At 31.5% G+C, this 23,451-nt stretch carries 25 protein-coding genes and 2 pseudogenes; 22 read left to right on the top strand and 5 right to left on the bottom strand.

The genetic code is table 11. From position 1 onward, the window contains the following. Positions 1 to 834 precede the first annotated feature (834 nt). From ACSG5Z_RS25220 to ACSG5Z_RS25155, 14 genes and pseudogenes are all read left to right on the top strand, one after another. Complete coding sequence (locus tag ACSG5Z_RS25220) at positions 835 to 1,206, top strand: single-stranded DNA-binding protein (RefSeq protein ID WP_435712459.1); 372 nt, start codon at positions 835 to 837, stop codon at positions 1,204 to 1,206. Positions 1,207 to 1,236: 30 nt separating this feature from the next. Next, positions 1,237 to 1,569: a hypothetical protein gene (locus tag ACSG5Z_RS25215; RefSeq protein ID WP_435712458.1), complete on the top strand. Its 333-nt coding sequence runs from the start codon at positions 1,237 to 1,239 to the stop codon at positions 1,567 to 1,569. Between the two features lie 328 nt (positions 1,570 to 1,897). Next, positions 1,898 to 2,065 (top strand): dihydrofolate reductase family protein, encoded by a 168-nt coding sequence (locus ACSG5Z_RS25210; RefSeq protein ID WP_435712457.1) that lies wholly within the window; start codon positions 1,898 to 1,900, stop codon positions 2,063 to 2,065. 15 nt (positions 2,066 to 2,080) lie between these two features. Beyond that, a complete protein-coding gene (locus ACSG5Z_RS25205; RefSeq protein WP_435712456.1) occupies positions 2,081 to 2,290 on the top strand; it encodes a hypothetical protein in 210 nt (69 codons plus the stop codon). A 619-nt stretch (positions 2,291 to 2,909) separates the two neighbouring features. Next, positions 2,910 to 3,128, top strand: coding sequence for a phage holin (locus ACSG5Z_RS25200; RefSeq protein ID WP_000471768.1), 219 nt, complete (start codon positions 2,910 to 2,912; stop codon positions 3,126 to 3,128). A 292-nt stretch (positions 3,129 to 3,420) separates the two neighbouring features. Beyond that, positions 3,421 to 3,699, top strand: coding sequence for a hypothetical protein (locus ACSG5Z_RS25195; protein WP_435712455.1), 279 nt, complete (start codon positions 3,421 to 3,423; stop codon positions 3,697 to 3,699). A 507-nt stretch (positions 3,700 to 4,206) separates the two neighbouring features. Continuing rightward, positions 4,207 to 4,935 (top strand): hypothetical protein, encoded by a 729-nt coding sequence (locus tag ACSG5Z_RS25190; protein WP_435712454.1) that lies wholly within the window; start codon positions 4,207 to 4,209, stop codon positions 4,933 to 4,935. Positions 4,936 to 5,333: 398 nt separating this feature from the next. Then, the gene (locus tag ACSG5Z_RS25185; protein WP_435712453.1) at positions 5,334 to 5,921 is read left to right on the top strand and encodes a hypothetical protein; all 588 of its coding nucleotides are present in this window, start codon (positions 5,334 to 5,336) and stop codon (positions 5,919 to 5,921) included. Between the two features lie 119 nt (positions 5,922 to 6,040). Continuing rightward, positions 6,041 to 6,262: a zinc ribbon domain-containing protein gene (locus ACSG5Z_RS25180; RefSeq protein ID WP_000428645.1), complete on the top strand. Its 222-nt coding sequence runs from the start codon at positions 6,041 to 6,043 to the stop codon at positions 6,260 to 6,262. 124 nt (positions 6,263 to 6,386) lie between these two features. Continuing rightward, positions 6,387 to 7,124: a 3D domain-containing protein gene (locus tag ACSG5Z_RS25175; protein WP_435712452.1), complete on the top strand. Its 738-nt coding sequence runs from the start codon at positions 6,387 to 6,389 to the stop codon at positions 7,122 to 7,124. Positions 7,125 to 7,541: 417 nt separating this feature from the next. Further along, positions 7,542 to 7,805 (top strand): annotated as a pseudogene (locus tag ACSG5Z_RS25170) (IS200/IS605 family element RNA-guided endonuclease TnpB); the annotation flags it as partial. 922 nt (positions 7,806 to 8,727) lie between these two features. After that, entirely contained in the window at positions 8,728 to 9,435 is a 708-nt protein-coding gene (locus ACSG5Z_RS25165) for a response regulator transcription factor (protein ID WP_012259945.1), read from the top strand. Then, positions 9,410 to 10,900, top strand: coding sequence for a sensor histidine kinase (locus ACSG5Z_RS25160; protein WP_435712451.1), 1,491 nt, complete (start codon positions 9,410 to 9,412; stop codon positions 10,898 to 10,900). Before ACSG5Z_RS25165 ends, ACSG5Z_RS25160 begins: the two co-directional genes overlap by 26 nt. After that, a complete protein-coding gene (locus tag ACSG5Z_RS25155; RefSeq protein ID WP_435712450.1) occupies positions 10,900 to 12,429 on the top strand; it encodes a sensor histidine kinase in 1,530 nt (509 codons plus the stop codon). The genes ACSG5Z_RS25160 and ACSG5Z_RS25155 overlap by 1 nt, the downstream gene beginning before the upstream one ends. A gap of 195 nt (positions 12,430 to 12,624) precedes the next feature. Here ACSG5Z_RS25155 and ACSG5Z_RS25150 read toward each other — a convergent pair whose 3' ends face one another. Then, on the bottom strand, positions 12,625 to 12,894 hold the full coding sequence (locus ACSG5Z_RS25150) for a hypothetical protein (protein WP_435712449.1): 270 nt from the start codon (positions 12,892 to 12,894) through the stop codon (positions 12,625 to 12,627). Positions 12,895 to 13,525: 631 nt separating this feature from the next. On the opposite strand from ACSG5Z_RS25150, the gene ACSG5Z_RS25145 reads away from it, so the two are divergent. Both ACSG5Z_RS25145 and ACSG5Z_RS25140 read left to right on the top strand, forming a co-directional pair. Beyond that, on the top strand, positions 13,526 to 13,858 hold the full coding sequence (locus tag ACSG5Z_RS25145; RefSeq protein ID WP_001041141.1) for a hypothetical protein: 333 nt from the start codon (positions 13,526 to 13,528) through the stop codon (positions 13,856 to 13,858). Between the two features lie 627 nt (positions 13,859 to 14,485). Continuing rightward, entirely contained in the window at positions 14,486 to 14,920 is a 435-nt protein-coding gene (locus ACSG5Z_RS25140) for a hypothetical protein (protein ID WP_001208833.1), read from the top strand. An 860-nt stretch (positions 14,921 to 15,780) separates the two neighbouring features. Here the strand turns inward: ACSG5Z_RS25140 and ACSG5Z_RS25135 are convergent. From ACSG5Z_RS25135 to ACSG5Z_RS25125, 3 genes are all read right to left on the bottom strand, one after another. After that, entirely contained in the window at positions 15,781 to 16,218 is a 438-nt protein-coding gene (locus tag ACSG5Z_RS25135; protein WP_435712448.1) for a hypothetical protein, read from the bottom strand. 575 nt (positions 16,219 to 16,793) lie between these two features. Further along, positions 16,794 to 17,039 carry a hypothetical protein gene (locus ACSG5Z_RS25130; protein WP_221839881.1) on the bottom strand — a complete coding sequence of 82 codons (246 nt, stop codon included), beginning with the start codon at positions 17,037 to 17,039 and terminating at the stop codon, positions 16,794 to 16,796. Between the two features lie 3 nt (positions 17,040 to 17,042). Then, on the bottom strand, positions 17,043 to 17,219 hold the full coding sequence (locus tag ACSG5Z_RS25125) for a hypothetical protein (protein ID WP_000842045.1): 177 nt from the start codon (positions 17,217 to 17,219) through the stop codon (positions 17,043 to 17,045). 155 nt (positions 17,220 to 17,374) lie between these two features. Here ACSG5Z_RS25125 and ACSG5Z_RS25120 point away from each other — a divergent pair, with 155 nt between their 5' ends. The 4 genes from ACSG5Z_RS25120 to ACSG5Z_RS25105 all read left to right on the top strand — a co-directional run bounded on the left by ACSG5Z_RS25120 (position 17,375) and on the right by ACSG5Z_RS25105 (position 21,012). After that, positions 17,375 to 17,833, top strand: coding sequence for a hypothetical protein (locus tag ACSG5Z_RS25120; RefSeq protein ID WP_435712485.1), 459 nt, complete (start codon positions 17,375 to 17,377; stop codon positions 17,831 to 17,833). Positions 17,834 to 18,520: 687 nt separating this feature from the next. Beyond that, a complete protein-coding gene (locus tag ACSG5Z_RS25115) occupies positions 18,521 to 18,766 on the top strand; it encodes a hypothetical protein (protein ID WP_098000095.1) in 246 nt (81 codons plus the stop codon). Between the two features lie 598 nt (positions 18,767 to 19,364). After that, a complete protein-coding gene (locus ACSG5Z_RS25110) occupies positions 19,365 to 19,886 on the top strand; it encodes a hypothetical protein (protein ID WP_435712447.1) in 522 nt (173 codons plus the stop codon). A 229-nt stretch (positions 19,887 to 20,115) separates the two neighbouring features. Further along, positions 20,116 to 21,012: a S8 family peptidase gene (locus ACSG5Z_RS25105; RefSeq protein WP_327962914.1), complete on the top strand. Its 897-nt coding sequence runs from the start codon at positions 20,116 to 20,118 to the stop codon at positions 21,010 to 21,012. 159 nt (positions 21,013 to 21,171) lie between these two features. Here ACSG5Z_RS25105 and ACSG5Z_RS25100 read toward each other — a convergent pair. Then, positions 21,172 to 21,601 (bottom strand): annotated as a pseudogene (locus tag ACSG5Z_RS25100) (DDE-type integrase/transposase/recombinase); the annotation flags it as partial. 795 nt (positions 21,602 to 22,396) lie between these two features. Between ACSG5Z_RS25100 and ACSG5Z_RS25095 the strand changes: the two are divergent. Next, the gene (locus ACSG5Z_RS25095) at positions 22,397 to 22,654 is read left to right on the top strand and encodes a Gp49 family protein (protein WP_000398755.1); all 258 of its coding nucleotides are present in this window, start codon (positions 22,397 to 22,399) and stop codon (positions 22,652 to 22,654) included. A gap of 310 nt (positions 22,655 to 22,964) precedes the next feature. After that, a complete protein-coding gene (locus ACSG5Z_RS25090; protein WP_097881392.1) occupies positions 22,965 to 23,447 on the top strand; it encodes a hypothetical protein in 483 nt (160 codons plus the stop codon). Positions 23,448 to 23,451: the final 4 nt, after the last annotated feature.

Below are 23,451 nucleotides of genomic sequence, written 5' to 3'. Positions count from 1 at the left end.
TGCGGTAGCACGGATTAAAATACCGTTTGGGTCGTTTGTTTTTAATAAAACGAAAAGGAGTTTGATATTAGTTGAAAACATTTTTAAGCAACTTAGTCCCAAGGGTTTATAAGACTAGAAATACAATAATTATTTATTGGCTAGGTTATGAATTAGTACTAGGTAACTAATGTAACGATAATACTACAGATAGATATACTAATGGTCGAAGAGGATTACTAGCTAGGTGGGTAGTAGTTGGTAAGGTTTACGCGATTTTGTAACCTGTTCTTTCTGGTAACTTATGATTATTCTCTCACTCGTACTATTAACAGATTAGATATATTTAAAATACTATATACGCCTAATGTAAAGAGTTTACTTGTGTAGAAAAAAACTACGTGGGAAAGCTCTTTTTTTACCTTGATTTTTAATTTTTAAGTGCTTACGTTTTGAGAGAAGTTATTTATTAACAACTCATAAAAGCAGTTTGATGTTGTTTCATTAAAAACATTTTACTATAACATGAAATGTTTAAGAAGTACTTCTATTTTCATAAATCATGACACTACTAATGATAATCATATTTTAATAGAAATATGTAGGTACTTCTTTCAAAAAGATAGTAAATAAACTATCAGCAATCTCCTTTTCATAAACTTATAGAGAAAAATGGGGGAGAAATGTAATCTTCACGTGTCATAAATAGAAGTAAAGTTTTTATACAGGATTTTAAAGAAAGGTAAAATCTCCACTAAATTGGCTGTATTTCTGTTGTTAAAACAGCTTCATGACTATGTGGCAAATGAAACATTTTTACCAAATTAATTAAACATTAGTTGGAGGTAATTTATTATGCATCAAATTATTACAATTACAGGTCGCTTAACTCGTGATCCTGAGAGTAATACGTATGGTGAAAAGACAGTTTGTCGTTTTGCTGTAGCAGTAGATGATGGGCATGGAGATAAAAAAACTACTGATTTCTTTAATGTATCTGTTTGGGGGAAAATGGGTGAAAAGGTACAAAGATACCAAAAGAAAGGTTCTGTTGTGCAAGTAATCGGTAAAATGAAATCTTCTAAGAAGGATAAAACTACGTACTGGGAATTACGCGCAAATAACATTGTATTTTTTACCTTTGATAATAATAGTAATCAACAACAAAATAACTTTGAAATGTTCACTGGTGACATAAATATCAGTGATGATGATTTACCATTTTAAAGTAGGTTATTTATTGGTGGAGGTGATTATATGAGTGATCAGAGAAGGTTACGGTCGGAGTTAAAACAAGGGCTCCATCAATTTACGATGACCCTTTATAATTCTTATAGACAAACTTTATCGCATGATAAATCTGTAGAACAAATATCCAACTGTTTAATAGAAGAGTATGAATATTTAACTAAACAAGTTATGAAACAAGAAAAAACTTTTAATCTTGGAAGCCTTGTTGAAAAGGTGGAAAAACGTGCTAAGGATGAAAAGGACCCCGTAAAACAGTTTGAGTTGTATGAAGATGTGGAAAGTCTATTGCGTGCACAGGAACTTGTTACAAAATACGAAACGGGGAAGGATAATAAATGAATATTGCAAAATTAATGTCTACAATTAATAAGTTTTGGTTTTGATAATAGAATGTTTTGTCGATTAAAAGATGATATGACCCATTTCATATCAACAAAGAAAGATAAATTTATTATGAATTATAAAAATTTTTTTACTCAGTCACAAAACATTAAAGATTGATTTAATACAGTACTTCCTATAAGAGAATCCAATACCTTTGAAAATAGATTATTTCTATTTAATAGATGTAAAATTTGTTTTTTGAGGATTTGATTATATTCAATTTAGGGGTGAACAATTAAAGGATAAAGATATTGTTGTTATTGTTAGTCAGCAAACATATAAATTGTTCCTACCAATAGTTTCTCATCTTTATTCTACGCGCATTCATAATACACATAATGAAGTAGATTCATACTTTCCTATGTTAGACAGTTCGGAATGGTCAACTAAAATACATTTCTGCTATAAAAAAGTGAGGATTACGACCATTCGTTCAGTATATATTTTTTGAAAGGAAGGGTTAGCTATGCTAAAGAATCGTTCATGTTCATGGTGTGATAGCACCGGTATTACGGAGAAAGGGTTTTGCTGTATGTGTAAAGGGAAAGGGTATATGGAAGTAATTGATCAAGCAGTGTTTGCTGCAAAAAAACAACCTAACTTATCATGTCTTATCCGCGCTATTTCTAAGCATACGACTCCGGAGCAATTTTCAAACATCATGAATGATTGTTAAGTCTTAGCCAATTAGTTCAAAAGCTCCTTGAAAGAGGCTCCCTTTTTTTAGAGTTAATACCCGTAACTAAAGTAGGAGAAAGGTAAATGTACTAAGGTAAAGATGTTTGTAAGTCACTTATTTAGTTTATATATGTATAAAAGTTTAAATTTACCAGTTGATTATGATGATAAGGAACAAGAAAGAGTCTAACCTGGCTTCCTAAAATTATTAACAACAGCAATATTAAAAACCGCTACATTGAAATCCCTCCATTAATACTCTAAAGAGATGTTTGAAAGAGGGATTTCAAATTAAGGGATGAAGCTGTATCAGAGGATATAGTTCATAAGTTAATAGAAGCTTACGGGCAATTAAAAATTCCTACTAGCCTTGAGAAAAATAGTGGATTTAAAAATTGTAGAACTTGGATATGTGGTTAAGGTAAATTATGATAATTGTATGCACCAATGTGTGAAAGCTAAATAGCAACAATAATAGAACTTGTTTACTCTCCCTTAAGAACATGATTTTGTAAATGTGATTTAAGTTGGGAGAAGAAAAAGTAGGATATGGCTCTAATCTCTGTAATTCGTTATGGTGATTAAGTACCATATCTTCTTTTTTTGGGGTGTTGCATATGTTTAAAGATGTTTTAATGGATAATAAGGGGGCATTAATTCGAATTATTGTCTTTGTACTAGCTTGGTTGAATCAGTATTTGACTTCTAAAGGCTATCAACCTTTACCTGTATTAGGTGAAGCAGAAGTTGCTGCTGTTGTTACATTTATCGCATCAGTGCTGACATTGATAAATGATAACAAGGTAACGTCAAAGACAAAAGAACTTAAGGAATAATGTCATCTTGTAAGACGGGCTTAAATGCTCGTCTTATTTTTTACCGACTTATTGACGTTTTCAAATTAACTGCTTACGTTTCTATTGAGAGTTGTGAATAGGGGGGATTTGCATTTATGAGTACTTACATTACCAAATGAAAATACAGCATTTAAATTGTAGCCACCAACTATAATAAATGCGAAAGTTAGGCGCTAAATCCATTTGAAGAAGTTGAGAATTGTGAAGAAAATTTAATAGATAACCAATTAGATAGAAAATATTTTTGTATAACCGAAAGGGGAAGCTCAAGATGATAATTACAGAACATGCTGTCAGGAGGTATAAGCAACGTGTTGGAAAAAGAACTGCTTCTAAGAAACGTGTTGTAATGCAAATTAATCGAGATCTTGCTCGTGATGTAAAATACCGCAAACCTTCTAAGGTTAAGAATCATTATATATTAGTAACATCTAGATACCAAGCTGTTTGTTACAAATCTAGAGTTGTTACCATCACTGGTCTGAAAGAGGATATTACCAACTACAGGTATACCAATCGTTGTGATCAGGAGTTGAGTCTTGTTGCATAAGTGTAGCAAGAAACAAATGGAAAATATGAGAATACAGCAATTTGTAAATTATGTAAAGAGATTCGGCTTTATAAGAATACTAAAGGAAGGGCCTAGAAATTAGAAACTAGAAAGAAAAGCAAACGGCTGGGAATGTCGTTTAGAAAAATAGAGATTTAAAATCCGGGATCACTTAATGGTAAAAGATAAAAAGGCTATAAATACACATTTTAAAAAATAATTATTAATTCTAAGTATTTGTTTTTAAATATACATTTGAAGCGTTTTGAGAAAATTGACCCCACTCCGTTATTTCGTTTGATGAAAAATATCTACTTTATTTATCTAGTGAGATCATTCAATTAAGAAATAAGAAAATCTAAGAGGAAAATGAAAGGATGCATTAGTGAGAATGTTTAGAAAGATGACAATGATTTCATTGAATGTTTATGTAAAGTTAATTGGTATCTTAAAATGGAGTATGGCAAAATTATTAGAGTGTAATGCATATGTTTTTATATCTTAGGGGTGAAAAATTTGAATTCAGCAAACTTGGGTTGGTTTATTTTATCTCAAACAATTTTGGGAATTGGCAGTTATGCAATTATGTGCGCTATATTCTGTTTAAGGTTCCATCGAAACATTACGATAATTTCTCTACTTTCATTTTTGACTAGTATTATTAATTACTCCATCTACTTTAATAAACAAGAAGGTATTGGTTATTTAGTACCGATTATAGGAATACTGATAACTTTCCTTTATTTAGCTGCTATAGAGAAGCTTTCTATTATTTGGGCACTTGTAGTGACTGTTGCAGGAGGTGTCATTATACCTCTTATTATTCAAATTATGATCATATTTGCTTCACTTGGATTTTTTAGTCCTTCTGAATTGAAAGAGCATATTTGGAGGAATTATGCAATGGATATTACATCTGGTTTTAGCTATGCCTTATTAGCATTTGTTCTTTATTCTCAAGAGTGGACTTTTAAATTTGATTTCGAAAAAATACGTTTTAAATATGAGAAATATATAGTGATAGGAATTTCTCTTGTTGCGGCAATTGTTCTACCTGCTTCAATGTTTATGACACATGTAAAAGGTACTGATTTGAATTTAATATTTTTAACTATTAGCTCAACTTTAGTATTTATTCTACTTTTAATATTTTCTATAAGAAAAGAACGGACAGAAAAACAGTTTGACAAAACAATTAAGGAGGTAAAAACGAATGCTCAAAAAAATGATGTTTAATCTTTCAATGGCTGCAACTAAGATGTCTATTACTAGTAGTATTTCTTGGTGGTGGGAATAGATAATTAATGAAGAGGGCAGGCATCTTTGTGATGATGGCTTTCTTTTTATAGGTAATAATCAGATTTATTTGTAAATAAATAAAATGTCATAGAATCTTCATTCTAATTTAATTAGTTTTTTTATGTATAATATAGGAAAATTAAGTTGTATCAGTAATTATATTCAGGGAATAATTTTACAAGAAGTGTAAGCGGGAATGTCTATCTAAAAAAGATGTCCATGTACTTATAATTTTTAGACAAGATTCAGTTGGAAGAGTAGTAGGTTTTAATAATATTACTGAAAGAAGCCGAATTCACCATACTTATTCATATAACAAGGGAGTAGTAAATAAAATGTCAAACAAAGATAAATCAAATATATTTGAAAAAACATTTGGTGAACTACTAGAAAACAACAAAGAAAAGAATGATGCGATGATTTATCAATCGAGAGATAAATTAGAAGATGTCTTGTTAAGAGCAGAAGGGAAAAAAATCTTATCGTATGAAGATAGGGAAAAATCAACTGAGGGGTATATTTCTCCTTCCATTAAAGATGAAAAATTGGAAGAGTTTGTAGGTGAAATGCCATTACCTCCTATTAATAGAGAACAAGAATCAAGGGCTGTATCTATTGGTTTACAAGAAATTCGGGAAATGAAGGAGTATATGCTGTATATTCATCGTTATATGATTAATGAATTTAATCGAATTTATGCTTCATTTCCAATTCTGTTTGCAAAAGACTTTGAAGATAAATTCGGCACTGCTCATAAGGAATTAGCCACAATAATGGAAGATATCGAGCGTTTCATTATTGGAGATATTTATAATGTAGAGGCAGTGAAAAATGATTTTAAACTCGTTCAAACACTCGAAGGAAAGCGGCTGTCAATCCTCTATGATTTTTTAGAATATCAAAATAATAAAAAATTACAATAAAGACTTGTAAAATCAAGTGTAAGTGCTTATATTCTGTTTGGACATTTTATATTATGGTGTAAATGATTTTTAAGGTAAAACAACTGTTACAAATTTTGCATAGGGATGAGGTAGTTTATATGGAGAACAAACAAATCGTATCATATAATGCACAATCAAGAGGTCATAAGACAAAGGGGAATACATACAAAGAACGTTACGTCGAGAATACATGCCCGGAGTGCCAAAATCCTCGTGCATATAAAGATGAATGGAAAACAAGGATTAAGTATACATGCTTAAAGCGTGCTTGCCGTCATCAGTGGTTCGAAAAGAAAGAGTTTCCTGAAGTTAAAGAATAAAAATAATGTATAAAGAGTCCGTTCTTTTAGGAGGGCTCTTTTTTATTTTACTTCTCTATAAAAACTTCTAACCTTCTCACTACTGTAACAACAGAAATATAATAATGAGAGGACTTGATTCAAAATGAAAACAAAAATCAAAAAGGGAAAAATAATACAGAACTGTTTAAAAGTCACGGCAGCAACCGTATTGGCTAGCGGTGTAGGATTTCAATTTTATGAGATTCAAGAGTTAAACAAAGAAGTGAAATCCTTAGAGAAAAACCATAAACAAACTGTTCTAAAATTAAAAACCGCGAATGAAAACAACAAAGTATTAGAAGAACAAAAAAAACAAATTGCAGCTAATACAGAACAGCTTTCTATTGAATTAGAAGAAATAAAAAATGAAAACGAAGCTATTAATGAGGGGAAACATCAGTCTCAAGAAGAGAATCAGAAACTTCAAGCAGAGAATGCAGATTTAGCTAAGCAATTGCGCGAAGCGAAGGAATCTGCCAGGCCAGTGATGCCTGAAAAACCATCATCAGACAAATCTGATCCTCCTACTGCTAAAGATACTAGTGTTTCTAGAACGATTATGGGGATTGGTACTGCTTATACATTAAACGAGCCAGGAGTTACAGGTATAACAACTTCAGGTAAGACAATACAACCAGGTATGATTGCAATGGATCGCTCGGTTCCAATGGGAACAAGAGTAAGAATTATATGTGATTCTTATCCATATATTAACGGAATTTACACTGTCGAAGATCGAGGTGGTGCTATAAAAGGAAACATAGTAGACATTTATATGACAGATGCTGACAGAATGAATGACTTTGGACGAAGAGATATCAAGATAGAATTTCTTAACTAGTTGATGATATGGATATCATTGGGCACGGTTGCTGAGAAAATCAGGAGAACATTAGAAGGAAAAGCAATTTTGGTATAACTATTATTTAGGTAAACAAACTGAAAGAAGTACAATGAATAGCGTAATACTTTATATTAAGAAAAATAGAATTAAAAAAGTTTTATAAAAATGGCCCATTGTATTATTTGATGGGCCATTTTTATGCATTCCTCAAAGAACGCGAAGTAAGTAGGAGAAGATGAGTTTGTTTCGGACAAGAGATGACAGGAGCCATATTAATTTTTCCACATACATAAAGTGGTACTATATACCGAATGTATGTTTGGTGTATAATAGACGTATATCGAAATGGAGGTGAAAGAAATGAGGCGCAATAAAGTATCTAAATTTTGTATCTAACCAAATTAAGCACAGGCACTGGTAACTAATAAAATAGTTGGCTATTTACATGTTATATTCAATCACTTTCTATTCTCTTTGGGATAACGTATACAAAGATACAGGGAAAGGTTTGACATATGGTATATGCTTTCACAAACTTTCTGCCATGAAGAAAGTGTTTATTTTGCAAAAAGAAGTGGATAGTATTGCGATTCAGTCGTCTATTTGCAACATTGCGGATGCATATACACTTTTTTTCAAAAACTAAACAGTATCCTGGGTTTCAAATCTAATAAGAACGAAGGAATCTTCTCATTAAAATAAACAGCTAGTAAAGGTAGCTAGAATTCATTAATATATGGAAAATTATTTGGACAAAGTCTCAAATTAAAGAATGAAGCGATAAGGTTTCTAACCGCATGGACTGTGAAGATGGTCTAATAAATTAGAATTCCAGAGAAATCTTTATTTAGGAATTTTCTCTTCTAAACGAAGTGAAAGTGTAGGCAGTTGAGTATAGTATGTAATATAAATAGGAAGGAAAACGTTTTTCGACTAAATGAAATAAAAGTCTATACATCAGAAGAATTGAAAGATAAAATGGAACTTGACCTAAACCAACATTTAAAACAGGTAGTTGAAATGCCGAGTATGCTAGGTGTTTGACTAAGAATGGATTATGAAAGTATTGCTTCTATTTCAGATTGGTATGTAAATAAGAAAAAGCTATCGATTATATTGGCAGAAATACTGAATTAATTAGATTTTTTCTATACGATGACGTACTTAAATGTAGGATTAAATTCATTCGTGGCAAATATGTCGTGAAAGATGATTGAAGTGTGTAAACATTTATAAGTATGCTTTCAATCTTGAATAGGTAGGGCAGAATTTTAGGAACACGACAAAAGTGAGAAAATGAAGCACAATGTAGAATTACTCTAAGTTTTAAAAGAGGATTTAAGCAGAAAAGTTAATGTACATGTATTTATAAAAAGTGTTTCACGTATAAAGGTTAAAAAATAATATGAGGAATTTGGACGATACTTACAAGATTGGACGTTACTCGTAAGTAGTACCTTTTACAGACATTAATTGCATTATGTACAAAAAAATTATGGAAAGATAAACGAATTCACTGCTTAATTTCGCCTTCTAACAGGGGATTTTTTTCGTTGTTTTCAAACATTTCGCACTTAAAAGACCTGTGGGAGGGAGAAAATTGTACAGATTATTATTACTTGAAGATGAAGTTGAAATCGGTAGCACACTTGAAATGATTTTAAGAAGCGAAAATTATCATATTGATTGGTTTACTACTGGTGATGAAGCAGTCAATGCTGCTGTATCTAATGATTATGACTTAATGATATTAGATGTCATGTTAAAGAAAACAGTGGGAGAGTTAAATACTCGTATTTCAAATGGCCTTGAAGTTGCAAGGTTAGTGAATCAAAAAAAGAAAATTCCATATTTACTCCTGACATCAAGAAGCGAACCGCTAGATATTATGCAAGGCTTAGATATGGGAGCAGAAGACTATATAACAAAACCATATGACTTAACGGTGTTGCTTGCGAGAATCCGAACAGTTTTAAGAAGAAGTTGTAGTAACGATATTTCTAACGGAGGAATTACTCGATGCGGTAATATTGAGATTAATTTATTAACGCACAAAGTAATTGTTGAGGGTAAGCATGTTCATTTAACTAAACAACTTTTCGAATTATTACATTACTTCATCATTCATAAGGGACAAATTATTTCTAAAGAAGAATTATATAAAAATATTTGGGGATATGATCCTTCAGAACTTCAAGAAACAAATACTCTGGAAGTAAATATCCGTAGGTTAAGAAATTCACTTGATGTTGATATAATCAAAACAGTTCGAGGTAAGGGTTATGTTCTTGAAGTCTCTAGTTGCTAGAAGGATAAAAAATAATAAATTACATATGAAGATAATGGCGGTGGCAGTCATTGCTGTTACCTTAATTACAATACCCATTCAGCTACTATTTTTTGTTTCTGTTGTTTTAAAAAATGGGGAAGAAGCGTTTAGTCATATCAAGTACAGGGCGATTCAGATTGAAAATGAAGCTTGGAGAATTGGCGGGGTTGATAAGATACATCAGGAATTTTTTGATGGAATTCTATTAAAAGGTGAAGAAATAAAAGTTTCATCTGCAGCAAAAAACACTGAATACACTTTCTACATTAAACAAAACGAAGAAGCAATAAGTAGTGTAGATAAATACTTTGCAGCCTTTTTAATAGAAACTTTAGTTAAAAGACATCAAAAAGAAATAAATAAATTAGGTAACATATCAATTCGTAACGATGAAACAAACGGCCTTTATTATATGACTTATAAGCATACTTTTAAACATGGAGATACTAATGAAACAATTATAGTAAAAAGAAACGTAACACCAATTGTTATAAAGCTAATAGAGAAATATCAAAAAGAATTTTTTATTTACTTATTGTATTTCATTATTGCTATAGGCATATTTATCTATTTTGGGCTTGGCCTAGTATTTCGCTTCTTTGGGAAAGCTCTTGATAAATCATTTGTGGAGTTAAAAGAAAAGGATTACAAGGCTAGAATAGACATAAAGGATAGTTATGGAAAAGAAATAAGCAATGTCCAGCATCAAATTAATGATATTCTCGAGCAAATGCAAAATAATATTGAAGTTAATATAGAGTCCATGCAGGATGCTTCACATGAGGTAAACAATAAGTTAACCTCAATTAAACAATCTATTGATGTGCTACGATTTTACGGAACAAATAATAAACTAATTGTAGAACAAAAATTAAAGTCAATAGATGATAATATTGAACAAATTACAAAAGTTATGTCTACATTTCTCGATCTTGCAAAATTAGACCAGGGAATTTATATGGATGCTACAAAATCTCGGGATGTAAAAGAAATGATTGAGAATTACCTACAATATATAAAAAAGGTTTTTCCTGATTTTGATTTTATTGGTAAATATGATGTAAGCTCGCCAATTATTCATTTTAATAAAGAACATTTTGTATTAGCCTTAAATCCTATCATTGAAAATGCAGTTAGGTATTCATTGCATAGTAATGAGATAGTCATTCATATTCGAGAAGGTAAATATTCAAACTATGTATATATTGATATTATTAATTGGGGTATTAAAATCGAAAAAGAGGAAATCCCACAGTTATTTAATAGATATTACAGAGGGAAGAATATTGAAAATTCAATGAAAGGGTTCGGAATGGGTTTAACAATATCCAAAAAAGTGATGCATTTATATAAGGGGAAAATTCATGTAAAGAGTTATGAAGATGGCAAAAACATTTTTACATTAATCATACCCTTGCATCAGGAATCGAGAGGTGATACCTAATGGGAAATAAGATTAGGAAATTTCTCAATAATTTTGTGAAACGTGATAAACTACGTGTGCAAGTAGTTTTATTAACCCTTATACTTGTTCTTGTTTCAGCAATACCAGTCAATTTATTTTCTATTTATAATGAGCTACAACTAACAACTCAAAGAGAATTTGAATCTATGTTTTCCAGGGTAGAGAAAATACAGGACAAAATAGTTTCATCAGGAATAGGTGCATCCCAGGAACTTGATTCTGAGTTCTTTAAGCAGATTAGCTATTCAGGTGAATCAATGAAAATTCGCATGGGTGAACAAGGAGCACAAGATTATCATTATGCAGCTGAGTATGAACAGAATGATAAATTTGGTATGTTTGAAGCTCAAATACTGACCTTATTCGTCCCAACCTTTTTTGATTCTATTAAAGCACATATGAGATCACTAGATGCTACTGCTGATAAAGATAGTTATAGTTTTTATATTGATGAAAAAAATAAAGCATATGGTGAGATTTTACATTCTTTTAAACATAAAGGTCATTATGACACGATAATCATAAAAAAAGATATAACACCTAATTTGAAGATGCAAATGGTTAATAGCATGGAAAACTTCCTATATATGTTCATTTGGTTTTTCTTCTTTTCAGTTGTGTCAGTATTAGTATGTTTAAAATTTATTTTTAAACCATTACAAAGTGCAATCGATTCAAGTTTTGAAAATGTAGTAGATAATAATTATCAAACAAGGATTGAAGATCCTTTGTATGGAGAAGAAATATCAAAAATTGTTCATCGTTTTAATGCAGTATTAGACAGGATGCATGAGCTTGTACAAAACAATCTTAATTCCATGCAAGATGTATCGCATGAGATAAAGACATATCTTACGGCAATCAAACAATCTGTTGATGTTATTAAAATATATGGAAAAAGTGATGAAAAACTAGTTGCTGAAAAACTAAATGCTATTGAAGATAATATAATTAGGGGAACGGCCATTATATCAACTACGCTGGAACTAGCCCGTTTGAAACAAATCCCAAATATTGATAGTGCCAATTACTATGACGTGAAATATTTAGTAAATTTCTTGTTAAGATTTAAGCAAGCAACCTATCCGAGTTTTATTTTTGAGACAGACTATGATTCTGAAGAAGTTGAGATATTTATAGACAGGAACCATTTTTTCTTAATGATGAATCCAATTCTTGATAATGCTGTTAAGTATTCAATGAATTCAAATATAGTTAAAATAGATACTATTTCTAAAAGAACTGATAATATGGTATATATTTCTATCACCAATAAGGGGGTTGTTATTGATCAAAAAGAGATTCCTTTTCTCTTCGATCGTTATTATCGTGGGAAAAATTTGGGGAATTCAAAACAAGGATCTGGTTTAGGGTTGACCATAGCTAAAGAAGTAATGGATCTGTATAAAGGTAGAATAACTGTTCATGGCACAGCAGATGGAGTAACATCTTTTATATTAAGTTTTCCAAAGGCCATTAGAAGAGAAGACTCAGGAAATTTATCCTGAGTCTTTTTATTTTGATGGTGAGAAATAATAATTATATAGATACATTAATCTTAGGTGGCAAAGTATTTGTTGGAGTAATTTGAAAAATAATTTTTTGGGATTATAACTAGGGGCTGGACTATTTCTACCCCAATCTACTTCAAACTTGCTGTACATTCAAACAATAGAGATTGAATGTATTCATCTTGTGGAGCTTTAACGCTCGTATTTTTTTAAGTGGGCTAAGATATACTCCATTTTTGCAGTTGAGTCATTTGAATTTTGTTTGCGTTGGTACACTGCAATTTCTTGGAATAGGCTTTCTTCAAGAGCTTGAATGTCATCTCTATTATAGTTCATTATTTCATCCATCTCCAATGTATATATGAGGTTGAGCAAGTCATCAATTTTCTCTTCATCTACTATAAGTCTGGAGAATTCTTCAAGAGATAAATCTACCCCTATATTACCACGGTAAATCTTCAAGCAACCACACCTCCCTTATGTAAGTCTATAAATACCTAACATAGACAGCATCTCTGAAATCATTGTATCTCTTAATTTATAGATGAAAATGATTTATAGGAAGTGTCTTATTTCTTTACTTTACCGGTACTATAAAAGATTTTACACTAACTAATCGTGTAGATAGGTTCTATCTCAGTCCTATATTTTTTTATAAGATAAAGTATTGTGTCCAAAGCTTTTGTTAGTTTTTTAATGTATTAATGTTTAAATTAATGGTTTAGTCCTTATAAAGGGTTTAGAAATTTTATATTCTCAAAAAGAGTTTCAATTCACTCAATTCTTCTGTATTTTCTTTTTAGAGAGTTTTTAAGAAGAGAATTTTTAAATCTTAATTCAAAACGGTTATATCGTCGTTATTTGTCATTTCTATAACTTTTCACCTCAAACTTTAATAAATTTAAGCACAATAATTCCTTCCTGGACTAACTTATTTTAAGAATTTGAACCATTAGAAATGAGGGTGTAAAGTATTATCTAAAATATTTAAAGGTGAGTTAGCTCAATTTAGCAATTATAAGAAAAGGTACCTTTTAGCTTTTTAGCAAATGTGGTATAAAGGAAGATGGAGTGCTTGAGGGAGGAATTAGTCATGAATAAGCAAGAAGCGATAGAGATCATTAAGAATTCTTTTTATCATTTAATGTTCGAAGAAAATGTTAAAGTGGGTTCAATTAATGTTCTTTTATATTTTCCATCTATAGGCATAGCAGTGTTAGAACCTAATAAAGATCGAAGACACTTACTTACAGAGGATAATATTGAAGATATGGATGAACTCTATATTAAAAAAGAATTAAAAGCTAAACCCATTTATTTAGATTTTGAAAACGATGAATTCAATATTGGATTTGTTATCAATGACATACTGTTGGAGGCAAGATTTGCACCAGCAGAGAATTTTTTGGAGAGTAGAGGTACCTAAGAGAAGGGGGTTAATTATTACATAACTCTTTTTGAAAGTCTCAAAATTTAATTATTGAGTCCTATTATAGGAGTATAAGACTTATCTTTCTTGATATGTACCTCACTATAAATGAACTATACTTGAAAGGAAGAGACGTATTTACGTCTCTCTTTTATTTTGAGGAAAATATAAGGTTTGCGAATTTCTGGTATAACTCTAAGTTAGAATGTAACGTTTTAAAATCAAAAAGAGCTTGTTCCTCTTAATTATTAAATTGAAAAGTTAGGCGAACAAGTTAATTTACTAGAAGAAAGCACAGAGTTTTATAATCAAGTCCAACAGAGTGTGTTGTAATGAAATGTTTAGGTAGTAGGTTTAAATATTTTACTCATTGTGAAATTAAAATAGTGGACACAGTAAAGAAGACTATGCTTCAAAAGGATTAAGAAAATTTGTATTCATAGAGTTTTTCCCTTTTTTAGAACATCTTAAAATTAAAGAGAGAAAAGAAATTTAAATTTTTATTTATTTGGTAAAAAATATCAAAATTTTGTTTTAATTTCTTATTATTTTTTATATAATAAGAACATCAGTTCGTGAAGGGTAGAAAAATCATAAACTAACAGAACAAGAGGGAATAGGAAAATGAGAGAAATGAGATATGGGTTATCGGGATATTTAGCACCGGATGGTATTTTCTATGAATGTGATTACGGTAAGCATAGCGAACTTGCCAATGAGCTTATTGAAAAATATAAAATAAAAAATAAAACGAACTATAACGAAATTGCAACTAGAGGAGAATTTTTAAAATTTGGCACATATCCTTGGTCAAGTAAAGAGGGGTGTAGTGGTTGCCACGTTTTTAAAAGTCTATTCCACCCATTATCTAATAAGCAATCTATATGGATAAATGAGAATTTGGATAAACTTACTGACAAGCAACGTTCTGAATTGAATAGATTACTTGATCAAGAAGAGCTCATAAGAAATAAATTAGCTATGGAGAGTAAGAAAGATGTGGAAAAAATACAGATTTCATATAGAGTTGGTACAAGATTATCAGCTGTTGGTGTTTAACGCTAACATTTTTATTAATTTTACTTAAATAGATAAAAAGTATTAATTAAATAGTTATTGATGCGGTCGTCGGAGTTAATAAATTTAGGGAAATGACAGCCTAGAAATACTAGGTTTAATCAAAAGGAAATTAAATTGTGGGGATAAGAACAATTAGAAAAGGAATTTGACTTATACTTTTCAGTTGATAACACTTGCTTGTTTAAAGCACATTAACTTTGTGTATTGAAGTGACTTTGAGGTTTCGAAATAAAATGTAACCGTAATGGATAACAAACTCATTTTGGTGCAGTTACTAAAATTTTTGAATTCGATGAAGAAGTTTATGTTCCAACATAGCATAAATAACATATAGACGTGTATTTGACGTGGTACTATATGAGTATCATATAAAAAGAAAACACGTCAATTAAAAACATATTATGGTTAATCTAATGATATTAATTATTTCAGGTGTATACAGTAGATGCCAGATGATATCTTCTCAAGATACGAGGTATTTGGGGATTTTTTAAGAACCTATTAAATGATTCCAATCTACATATCGATTAATGATGCTGGTGATGATGTATTTCTTTCGTATCTTACAATAGTATATAACCTGTTTATAGGATTTGAGCTAAATCCTTAATATAGTATTAAAATTCTTTGTATAAATGCAGGCCGTTGAATTTGCGGACACGATCATATTCAAGGTAATTTTGGAAAAGAAGATATTTAATTTCATATGAATATAATTGGTTGCCCGAATTATTATTCTAATTACCTTAAAAAAATGTAATACCAGAAGGGGTGAAAAATGAACACAAACCATTTGGTATTAAAGCATTTTATAATTTAGGCATAATAAAAAACCACGATTACTCGTAGTTTTCTTTTTTACTAACTTTAATCTTAACACTTTCAATTTCTTTCTCTAGATAATCAAAGTTTTGAGTGACTTTGTTTTCTAAGCTAGTGAAATTGAATTGTACCTCTTTTAATGTTGTAGCAATACCTTCAAGCTGTTGGGTGTTCTTCTCTAAGTTTACGAATAATTCTCTTTCACGATTGTCAGAGCGAAGCCGATCTGCCGCTATCATTTTATAATGGTCTTCACGCTGTTCTTTCATGTTTTCATTCATAGAGGTGATTTGTTCCTTGTGACTATCACTAACACTACGGACATATCCCATAACCTTTATGGACATAAAGATAACAAATAGCATGATAATCGCAAAGAGAACCATAAAAGGTTTATCACCCTCAGTAATGCTAACAAAAATCTTTTCGATAATGCCAATTTCATCCGGAGTCATGCAGCGACTACCTCCTTATCTGGAGCTAAATTTGTAATCCGTCGCAGTAGTTCATCATGGGGCAAGGTTTGCACATGAAACTTCACCTGCTTTTTTTCGGTACGAACTCCTTTTAGTACGCCCTTAAGGCGTTTTGCTTTATTCTCGTCTCTATATAAAGACAAATGTTTATCTGTGCAATGTAAAAATAAAAAAATTAATCAAGCTTGGATTAGAATAGTTCATAAAAAGGATAATAGTAGTTACTCGTAGACTATGTTTGAGGGGAAATTTAGAGGAAGTATCTGTTTTGTTATTGTTGATTTTAAAATTAATAATTTGAATCAAGCAATAATTGTGTGATTCAATTGATGAACTTTCCAATCAGTTTAAATTCGTCTGTTAGGAATAGGTTGTCTTAAATGGGAATAGTTATTTCGGGATATCTATGTTTTCTTTGTAGAAAACATAGATAATTTCTATACCCGGATTTAAAATCTGTGATGTTTGTTGTTGGTTTATTTATATACGTGAAGGTAAGAAGTGTCTAATTACTTCAAAAATTAAGTAATATTGGTACGTATTTTTTATTCAAACTATTCAATCGTATCTTCACATTGTTTTACTGTTGCTTCGTAATCAATCTCGCTCATCTTTTGTTCTTCTTCTATTAATAAAGAAATAGATTTTACCAATTTTTTAGCTAGTAAATTGTCGGAGTTTTTGAGTCGATACAATAATCGAACTTTGTTTTGAAAAGAATAGTTCGCCCATTCGTCTTCTCCAATATATATATTAACTTGTGGTTTATCTGAATTATTGTTTTCAATGTATTCGATCATTTTTTAAGCGCTCCAATTGCTATATTCACTTGCGGGATCTTCATGAGCATAAGAACCACAAACGGGGCACCCTTTTGTATCTCGCTCATCAATTACATACTCAATTACGTACTCTTGGGAACAGTTTAAGCATTCTACCCATTTTTCTGAAAATTCATATTCTTTTCTTTGACTTTTCAATTTTTATCACCTCTCTTACACGTATACAACAACCTTTAGTAATGTATATTGTCAATTTCTTGTTTGGACAATTCCTAACTGTAGTTCATGTTTAGTATTGATTTTTTAATAAAGGAAAGGTTGTAATAAGTTATTGTAGAGAGGTGGTGTTGAAAATGAATTATATGAAGAAGATTGATGAAGCGATTGAGTTATTCAAAAATTTAATTAGTGCAACTACAAATGAAGCAAAGTCGGCTGTTCTTGCAACTAACCAGGACAACGAGATTGCTGATAAACTTTTAGTTCTTTTAAAGAATAAAACGTTATATCTTCCAGCTCTGAATTTGTTGCCGTCCATTACTAAGAATGACAGCAATAAACGTTTAAGGAATTATGTTAGCTTTGTTAATGCTATTGATAAGTTAGAAGGCAAAAAGCTAAATGCATATGTCTTTGATTACGTACTTCGTCATATTGATGAAGAAGAATTGAAAATGTACAAAGCTATTTTAACGAATGCTGACTTAGTACCAGTTGTTAAAGAACCAGTGGATGAGACTGTGTTAGAAGAAAAAATTCAAGAAGAAGTGACTCAAGGAGAAAAGGTTCAAGAAGACGTTGAGTCAGCATAATTCTATATTTATGAAAAAACAAGCGGATAAGAGTTTTGGCTTGTTTTTTTATCTTGACTTTCTTCTAAAAAAGGTTATGTTACAAACGCTCCTGTGAGAGAAGCAAGACGTGAGACTAAAATGAATAATCAAATGATTGTCCTTGCTCTAATGGTTATGGATGAAATTGTAAATTTGAAAATCCTCACATAAAAAACAACTATGACTCTAATTATGAAAAATAAGTTATTAATGATATTGAAATTCGGCAAAATGAGTAGGGTTCAAGTGAGCAGGTGAGCGTTTCTTAAATTCGAATAGGAGGCATTTTTCTCTTTAAAAGCGTGATATAGTCTCAATTTGTGTAGTGAAATGTGGCTACACGTAATGGTGCGGGTTAGATGTAGTGAATCTACCTCAAGATAGTGGAATCCGTAAAGATTCTATATGAAGTAAAATTTGTAATGTTTTGCTACAAAGAAGTGTCTTGCTACGTGGCCAACAATCAACAGATTATTAGCTACGACCTGACATCCAAAATAAACAATCAGTTTATGAGGTTCATATTATTAAAAATAATTTAAGTAGTTTTGGAGAGAGACTTTTCTTCGAATTCATAGCTAAAATGGCATATTTGAGGGGAGTTTCTGGAGCAGGAGATAAGTACTATGCTCAAATGGTAAATGGAGAGAGAGGAAGAAATGAAATATGAAGAAATTTATTGAGTCATTAAAAAAAGAAATAAAAGAAATTCTTGACTGCTGCAAGCAACCTTTATGGAAATTAAGATATTTCTTTTATGGATGGGCATTGGGGGGAGTTATAGGTACGGCTTATTTTTACAAAATTGGTGAGATAGATGAATATGGAGTGCTTCTTCGTATAACCGCAGCCATAATTTTGTTTCTTCTCCCATTGGCTTATGGAGAGAAAAATGAGGTAGGATCTGGTTGAATCTATTGTTTAATGTTAATTCTGATATCAAGACAATGGAATCATTTATGTAACAAAAGCTGATTTGTGAGGCAGGCAAAGAAGTACTGTAGAGGAACTATAACAAGATAAAAGAATTTCCAGGCCATCTTTATATACATGCATTGGGATTGAAAAGATTCCAAGAAAGAAAAATGGCATCTTTGTTAAGAAAAAAAGAGTAATTCTATACCGCAGTGGTGCATATGCACATTACTTGGAAGGTTTTTGAATTTTTAAATGGGTGTTTAATGGGTGACCTAAAAAGGAAATAAAAAGAATATATGATGAAGAAAAATATCATCACTTTAATTTGCATAGGTTTAGTTGCTGATGGAAAAGGGAAGAGAACCCTTCTTACTGGGATAATATTGTCGACGTTATCCAGTCGAGAGCTCGTGGTTTAGAGGATTGAGTGTTATATAGCAATAGCTTATATATAATGTAGCGTTCATCATATAATTTTAATCTTCATATGTGCTTGTTATGTTATTTACTCCTTTTTACTTCTCTCTTTTCTTGGGGGCCTCTAATTAGAGGTCCCTATTTTTTTGCTAAAATTGGAAAGGTGGTTTGCAATATGATAGTAGGCGATATTATTGCCGTAAGTGGAAAGTCTCTTATCTCAAAGATGATTCAAAAGGTGGCAGGTTCCAAGTGGACACATGTAGCTTTGTATATTGGTGGAGGATATATCATAGAGATAGATTGGAATACTAAATCCTCTATAGTAAGGGAGACATATTCTATTAGTAATTTAGAATGCATGGTGTTAAGAAATAAGAATGCGTTAACGAAAGAACAACAAGAAATTATTATCTCTACAGCGGTTTCATATCAGAGAAAAGGTTTTCAATATGATTGGCTCCGATTAATTTCTCTATATTTAAAGTCGAAATTTCCAAATAGCAAACTAATAGATAAACTAGATAGAAGGAATAAATTTATTTGTACAGAACTGGTGGATGAGATTTTAAAAGAAGCAGGTATTGATCTTTTTCCAAACCAAGGTGGGGATATTTTCCCTCATGACTACCTCACTTGTGAACAATTAATAGCGTTGAATAAAGTTAAATGGTCAAGTTATAAAAAGGCTAACTGAATCTTTTTACCCAAGTAGTTGACCTGTAAGTTGCTAACTATTTATGTTTTATTCTTACTTTTGGTGTTACTTTCTTAATGTTAATGACAAGAAGACCATCAATTTCAAGGTGCTCCTATTTATACTTTTATCTTGTAATGAAGTAGTTAGGAGATAAAATATTTTCCTATTGAACCTTCTAAAAAAAATGGTTATCTTTAGTAACTATTATAATTATAGGGGGATTTCAATGAAGTTTAAAATCCAATCAGATGTAATTGATATTCAATCAGTGGCACCTATACAAGTAATTGATTGGGGTGTTAATTTGATTCAAGCTCCTCAAATGTGGTCAATTACAAAAGGAGAGGGGATTAGGGTAGCTATATTAGATACCGGTATTGATGCTACCCATCCGGATCTTGCTGCCAATTACAAAAAAGGAATGAATTTTACTACAAATAATTTTACTGACATAATGGATAGGAAGGGGCACGGCACGCACTGTGCAGGTATAATTGCTGGGTGTGACAATTCAATTGGTATCGTTGGGGTTGCTCCTAAAGCTGGACTTTACATTGCTAAGGTATTAGCAGACGATGGTTCTGGTTCAGTTGAGGCAATTGTAAAGGGAATTGATTGGGCTATTTCTGAACAAGTAGATATCATTTCTATGAGTCTAGGTTCTTCGAATGATCCTGGTCCTGTCCTACATGATGCAATTAAACGTGCCCATGAGGCAGGTATTATTATTGTTGCTGCTACTGGTAATGAAAATACTCATGTTGGGTGGCCAGCATCATATGATGAGGTAATTGCAGTGGGAGCGATTAATAGAAATCTTGATAGAGCCACCTTCTCTAACTTTGGCAGTGAAACAGATGTAGCTGCTCCGGGTGTAGATATTTATAGTACATATCCTGTCAATCGCTATGCAAAACTATCTGGTACGTCTATGGCTACACCAATGGTAGCGGGGGTAATCGCCCTTATTCTAGCTTACTATCGTGATATTGGCAAAAAGTTAACTCCTGATCAAATCATGCAACTAATTCGTGAGCATTCGGTTGACCTTGGAGAAAAAGGTGTCGATGATATGTTTGGTAATGGACTAGTAAATGTTTGTGAATTAATGAAAATTAGTTGAAAAGAGGGGGCTCCGGCTCCTTTTTTATTTTTAAAATTTATTTCTAGATTTTTTATGAACCGTTTTATGTTATCTCAAAATTACCATATATCATAAGAGATATAGTTTTAGTGTGAAAATAAAAGAAAAAATTGTATATATTCCTAACGGAATCTCACCTTATGGTAGAAGTCTAAATAATTTATTGCTGCACTCTTGGTCGTTTTTGATAGGCTGATCTCGTAAATTAAGCTGTTCTTTTTTTATCATATGTACAGTTTCTACTCTAGAAAGAATGGATACAGCTGTGTAAAAATATTTGAATCCTAATATAAACGGAATTACTTCTTTATAAAGGAAATATCGTGTTCTACGATGTGTTATGGATTTGAAATATGAAAAGGCTGCAAAGCTTTCCTGAAAAAGCGCTTTGCAGCCTTTTAATTCGTTGTGTTGTTTAGGAAAAAATTAATTGTATTTCCTTTCGAATTAAAAATATCAAACAAATATATCTATTAAACTTTCACTTTGACATATGTTTCTTTCATTCTCCAAGAGTCATTTGTTTGAAGTGACGACGGATACGTTTATCCAATTCAGGTTCATGCTGACAATCTTAATGTTACCTATATAATTCATATTTATATAGGACCGGATCCATGTAACCAAGTCGTTCAAGTTTTCTATAAGATGCCGTAGCCTTTTCATTGGAGGAGTAGCGATGAGATATATATTTTAATGTCATCCATGTATCAGAGTGATAGAATTGTAGTCCTATGTAATAGGAACTATCATCCACTTTGATAACGGATACTCTCGTTGGATAGTTTTTCATGTAATCATCTTTCTATGTGTTTGTATGACAATTTGTTATTTTTCATAGTGACAGTAATGAATTCGTTCATGATAATCTCCTTCTATTTAATAGACGACTTAACCTAACCCTCTGACTGGAAAATTTATAGACTTGTAATATGGTTGGGAATGTGATACTGACATGGGAATTGGTAGTTATGTATTAAAAAAAGAGAGTGGTTATTCTTTAAATCTTAATTTTGTTTCACACCAGACGTTAGCTTAGTCAACATCTGTTTAATTGTTTCAATATCTTCCTTAAAAGTTCTACCCGAGAGTTATCCTCTAATGGGATTTCTGCTTTATATAATTAAGTTGAAAATAAAAAGAATGCAATCTGTTGAGGATGCATTCTTTGTTGTGGATTCATAGTCGTGAACTTGTTCAGTGCAAATTCCGTATACCATTTTGTAATTCAAAAAGTACAAAAGATTCGCCTGTGTACCAAGTTAGGTATAGGAGATTTGGTGATGAAGCTAACAGTATTTGATTGAGAAAATATGACAAATTGGTTAGGTTATGCCTGAAGTCATGAAAGGAGGGCGTGGACATGGAAGGGCTTAGGTATGAACGATTTGAACAAAACTTACTTGATCATTGGGTGAAACGTAAGGAGTCAGCAAAGGTGGGACTAAAGACTACTGTTGTTTGTCTTCAAATGAACAATGGATTTGAAGTAGTTGGACAATCAGCTTGTATGAATCCAGATGAGTACGACTATGAACTAGGTGTCTATTACGCTACAAAAGACGCGCTTAAAAGAATCGCTGATATTGTAGCTTACATTGAACATGAAGGTACCTTTTAGGTGTTAAGTTAAACGAGAAGCGCGTGATGGATAATCTATGCTCTTAAGTGTTTTAACCTTTTCAAAATGAACCATACTTAAAAACCTTGAAATAACATTTATTTAAGTAACTCACCTACATGAGGAATCAAAATGAATTTCGGAAAGTATTAATTTTAGCTTTGGCAAAAAACTTTAAGAATAGTGTTAATTGTGTCGTAGGCAAATTTCCTTGATGAGGAGAATCCATTACAGCAGACGTTAGATCATTTGCTGGTTAGTAATGCTTAGTCAAATCATTTTTATCATACACAGAAAGTAGGTACTAACTATGGCTACTAAAGAGCGTGAAATTGAAACTTACGATACATCTAGTTTTCTACAAAAGAACAGGTTAAAGGTTGCAATGGGTGCAGTTGGTGGTTTTGCCTATGGAGCGAAACACTTAATACAAACTCAACCTGTGCAAGGTTTAGTAAAAAGTGAAATTTTTGATGAAGAAAAAGGAATTTCCAAGAAAGCTAACAAGGGAAGTAGAATGCAATTTTCGGGAAAGAAGCTTGGAACTGCTATGGGTAAGGGACATTATGCTGTTACTCCTGCTACTGTTTTAGATGTAGGACGCCGAATTGAAGGATATGATGATACAGAAGAAATTAAAGGAGAACAAGAATTTCAACTTAGGAAAAAAATGAAGAAGCAAAGAGAGAAGAATAGAAATTTATATGGGAACATAAATCAAGGAGAAGTCGTATTTAATCTTTTTGAATCCAGAACAGGTCATCATAAGATGGGGAATGCTAAATTTAATTAGAGTG

The sequence above is a fragment of the Bacillus pretiosus genome (assembly GCF_051294775.1).
Taxonomy (GTDB): domain Bacteria; phylum Bacillota; class Bacilli; order Bacillales; family Bacillaceae_G; genus Bacillus_A; species Bacillus_A wiedmannii.
The sequence above is the reverse complement of the archived record's forward strand: the minus strand, read 5'-3'. Positions and strand labels throughout refer to the sequence as shown.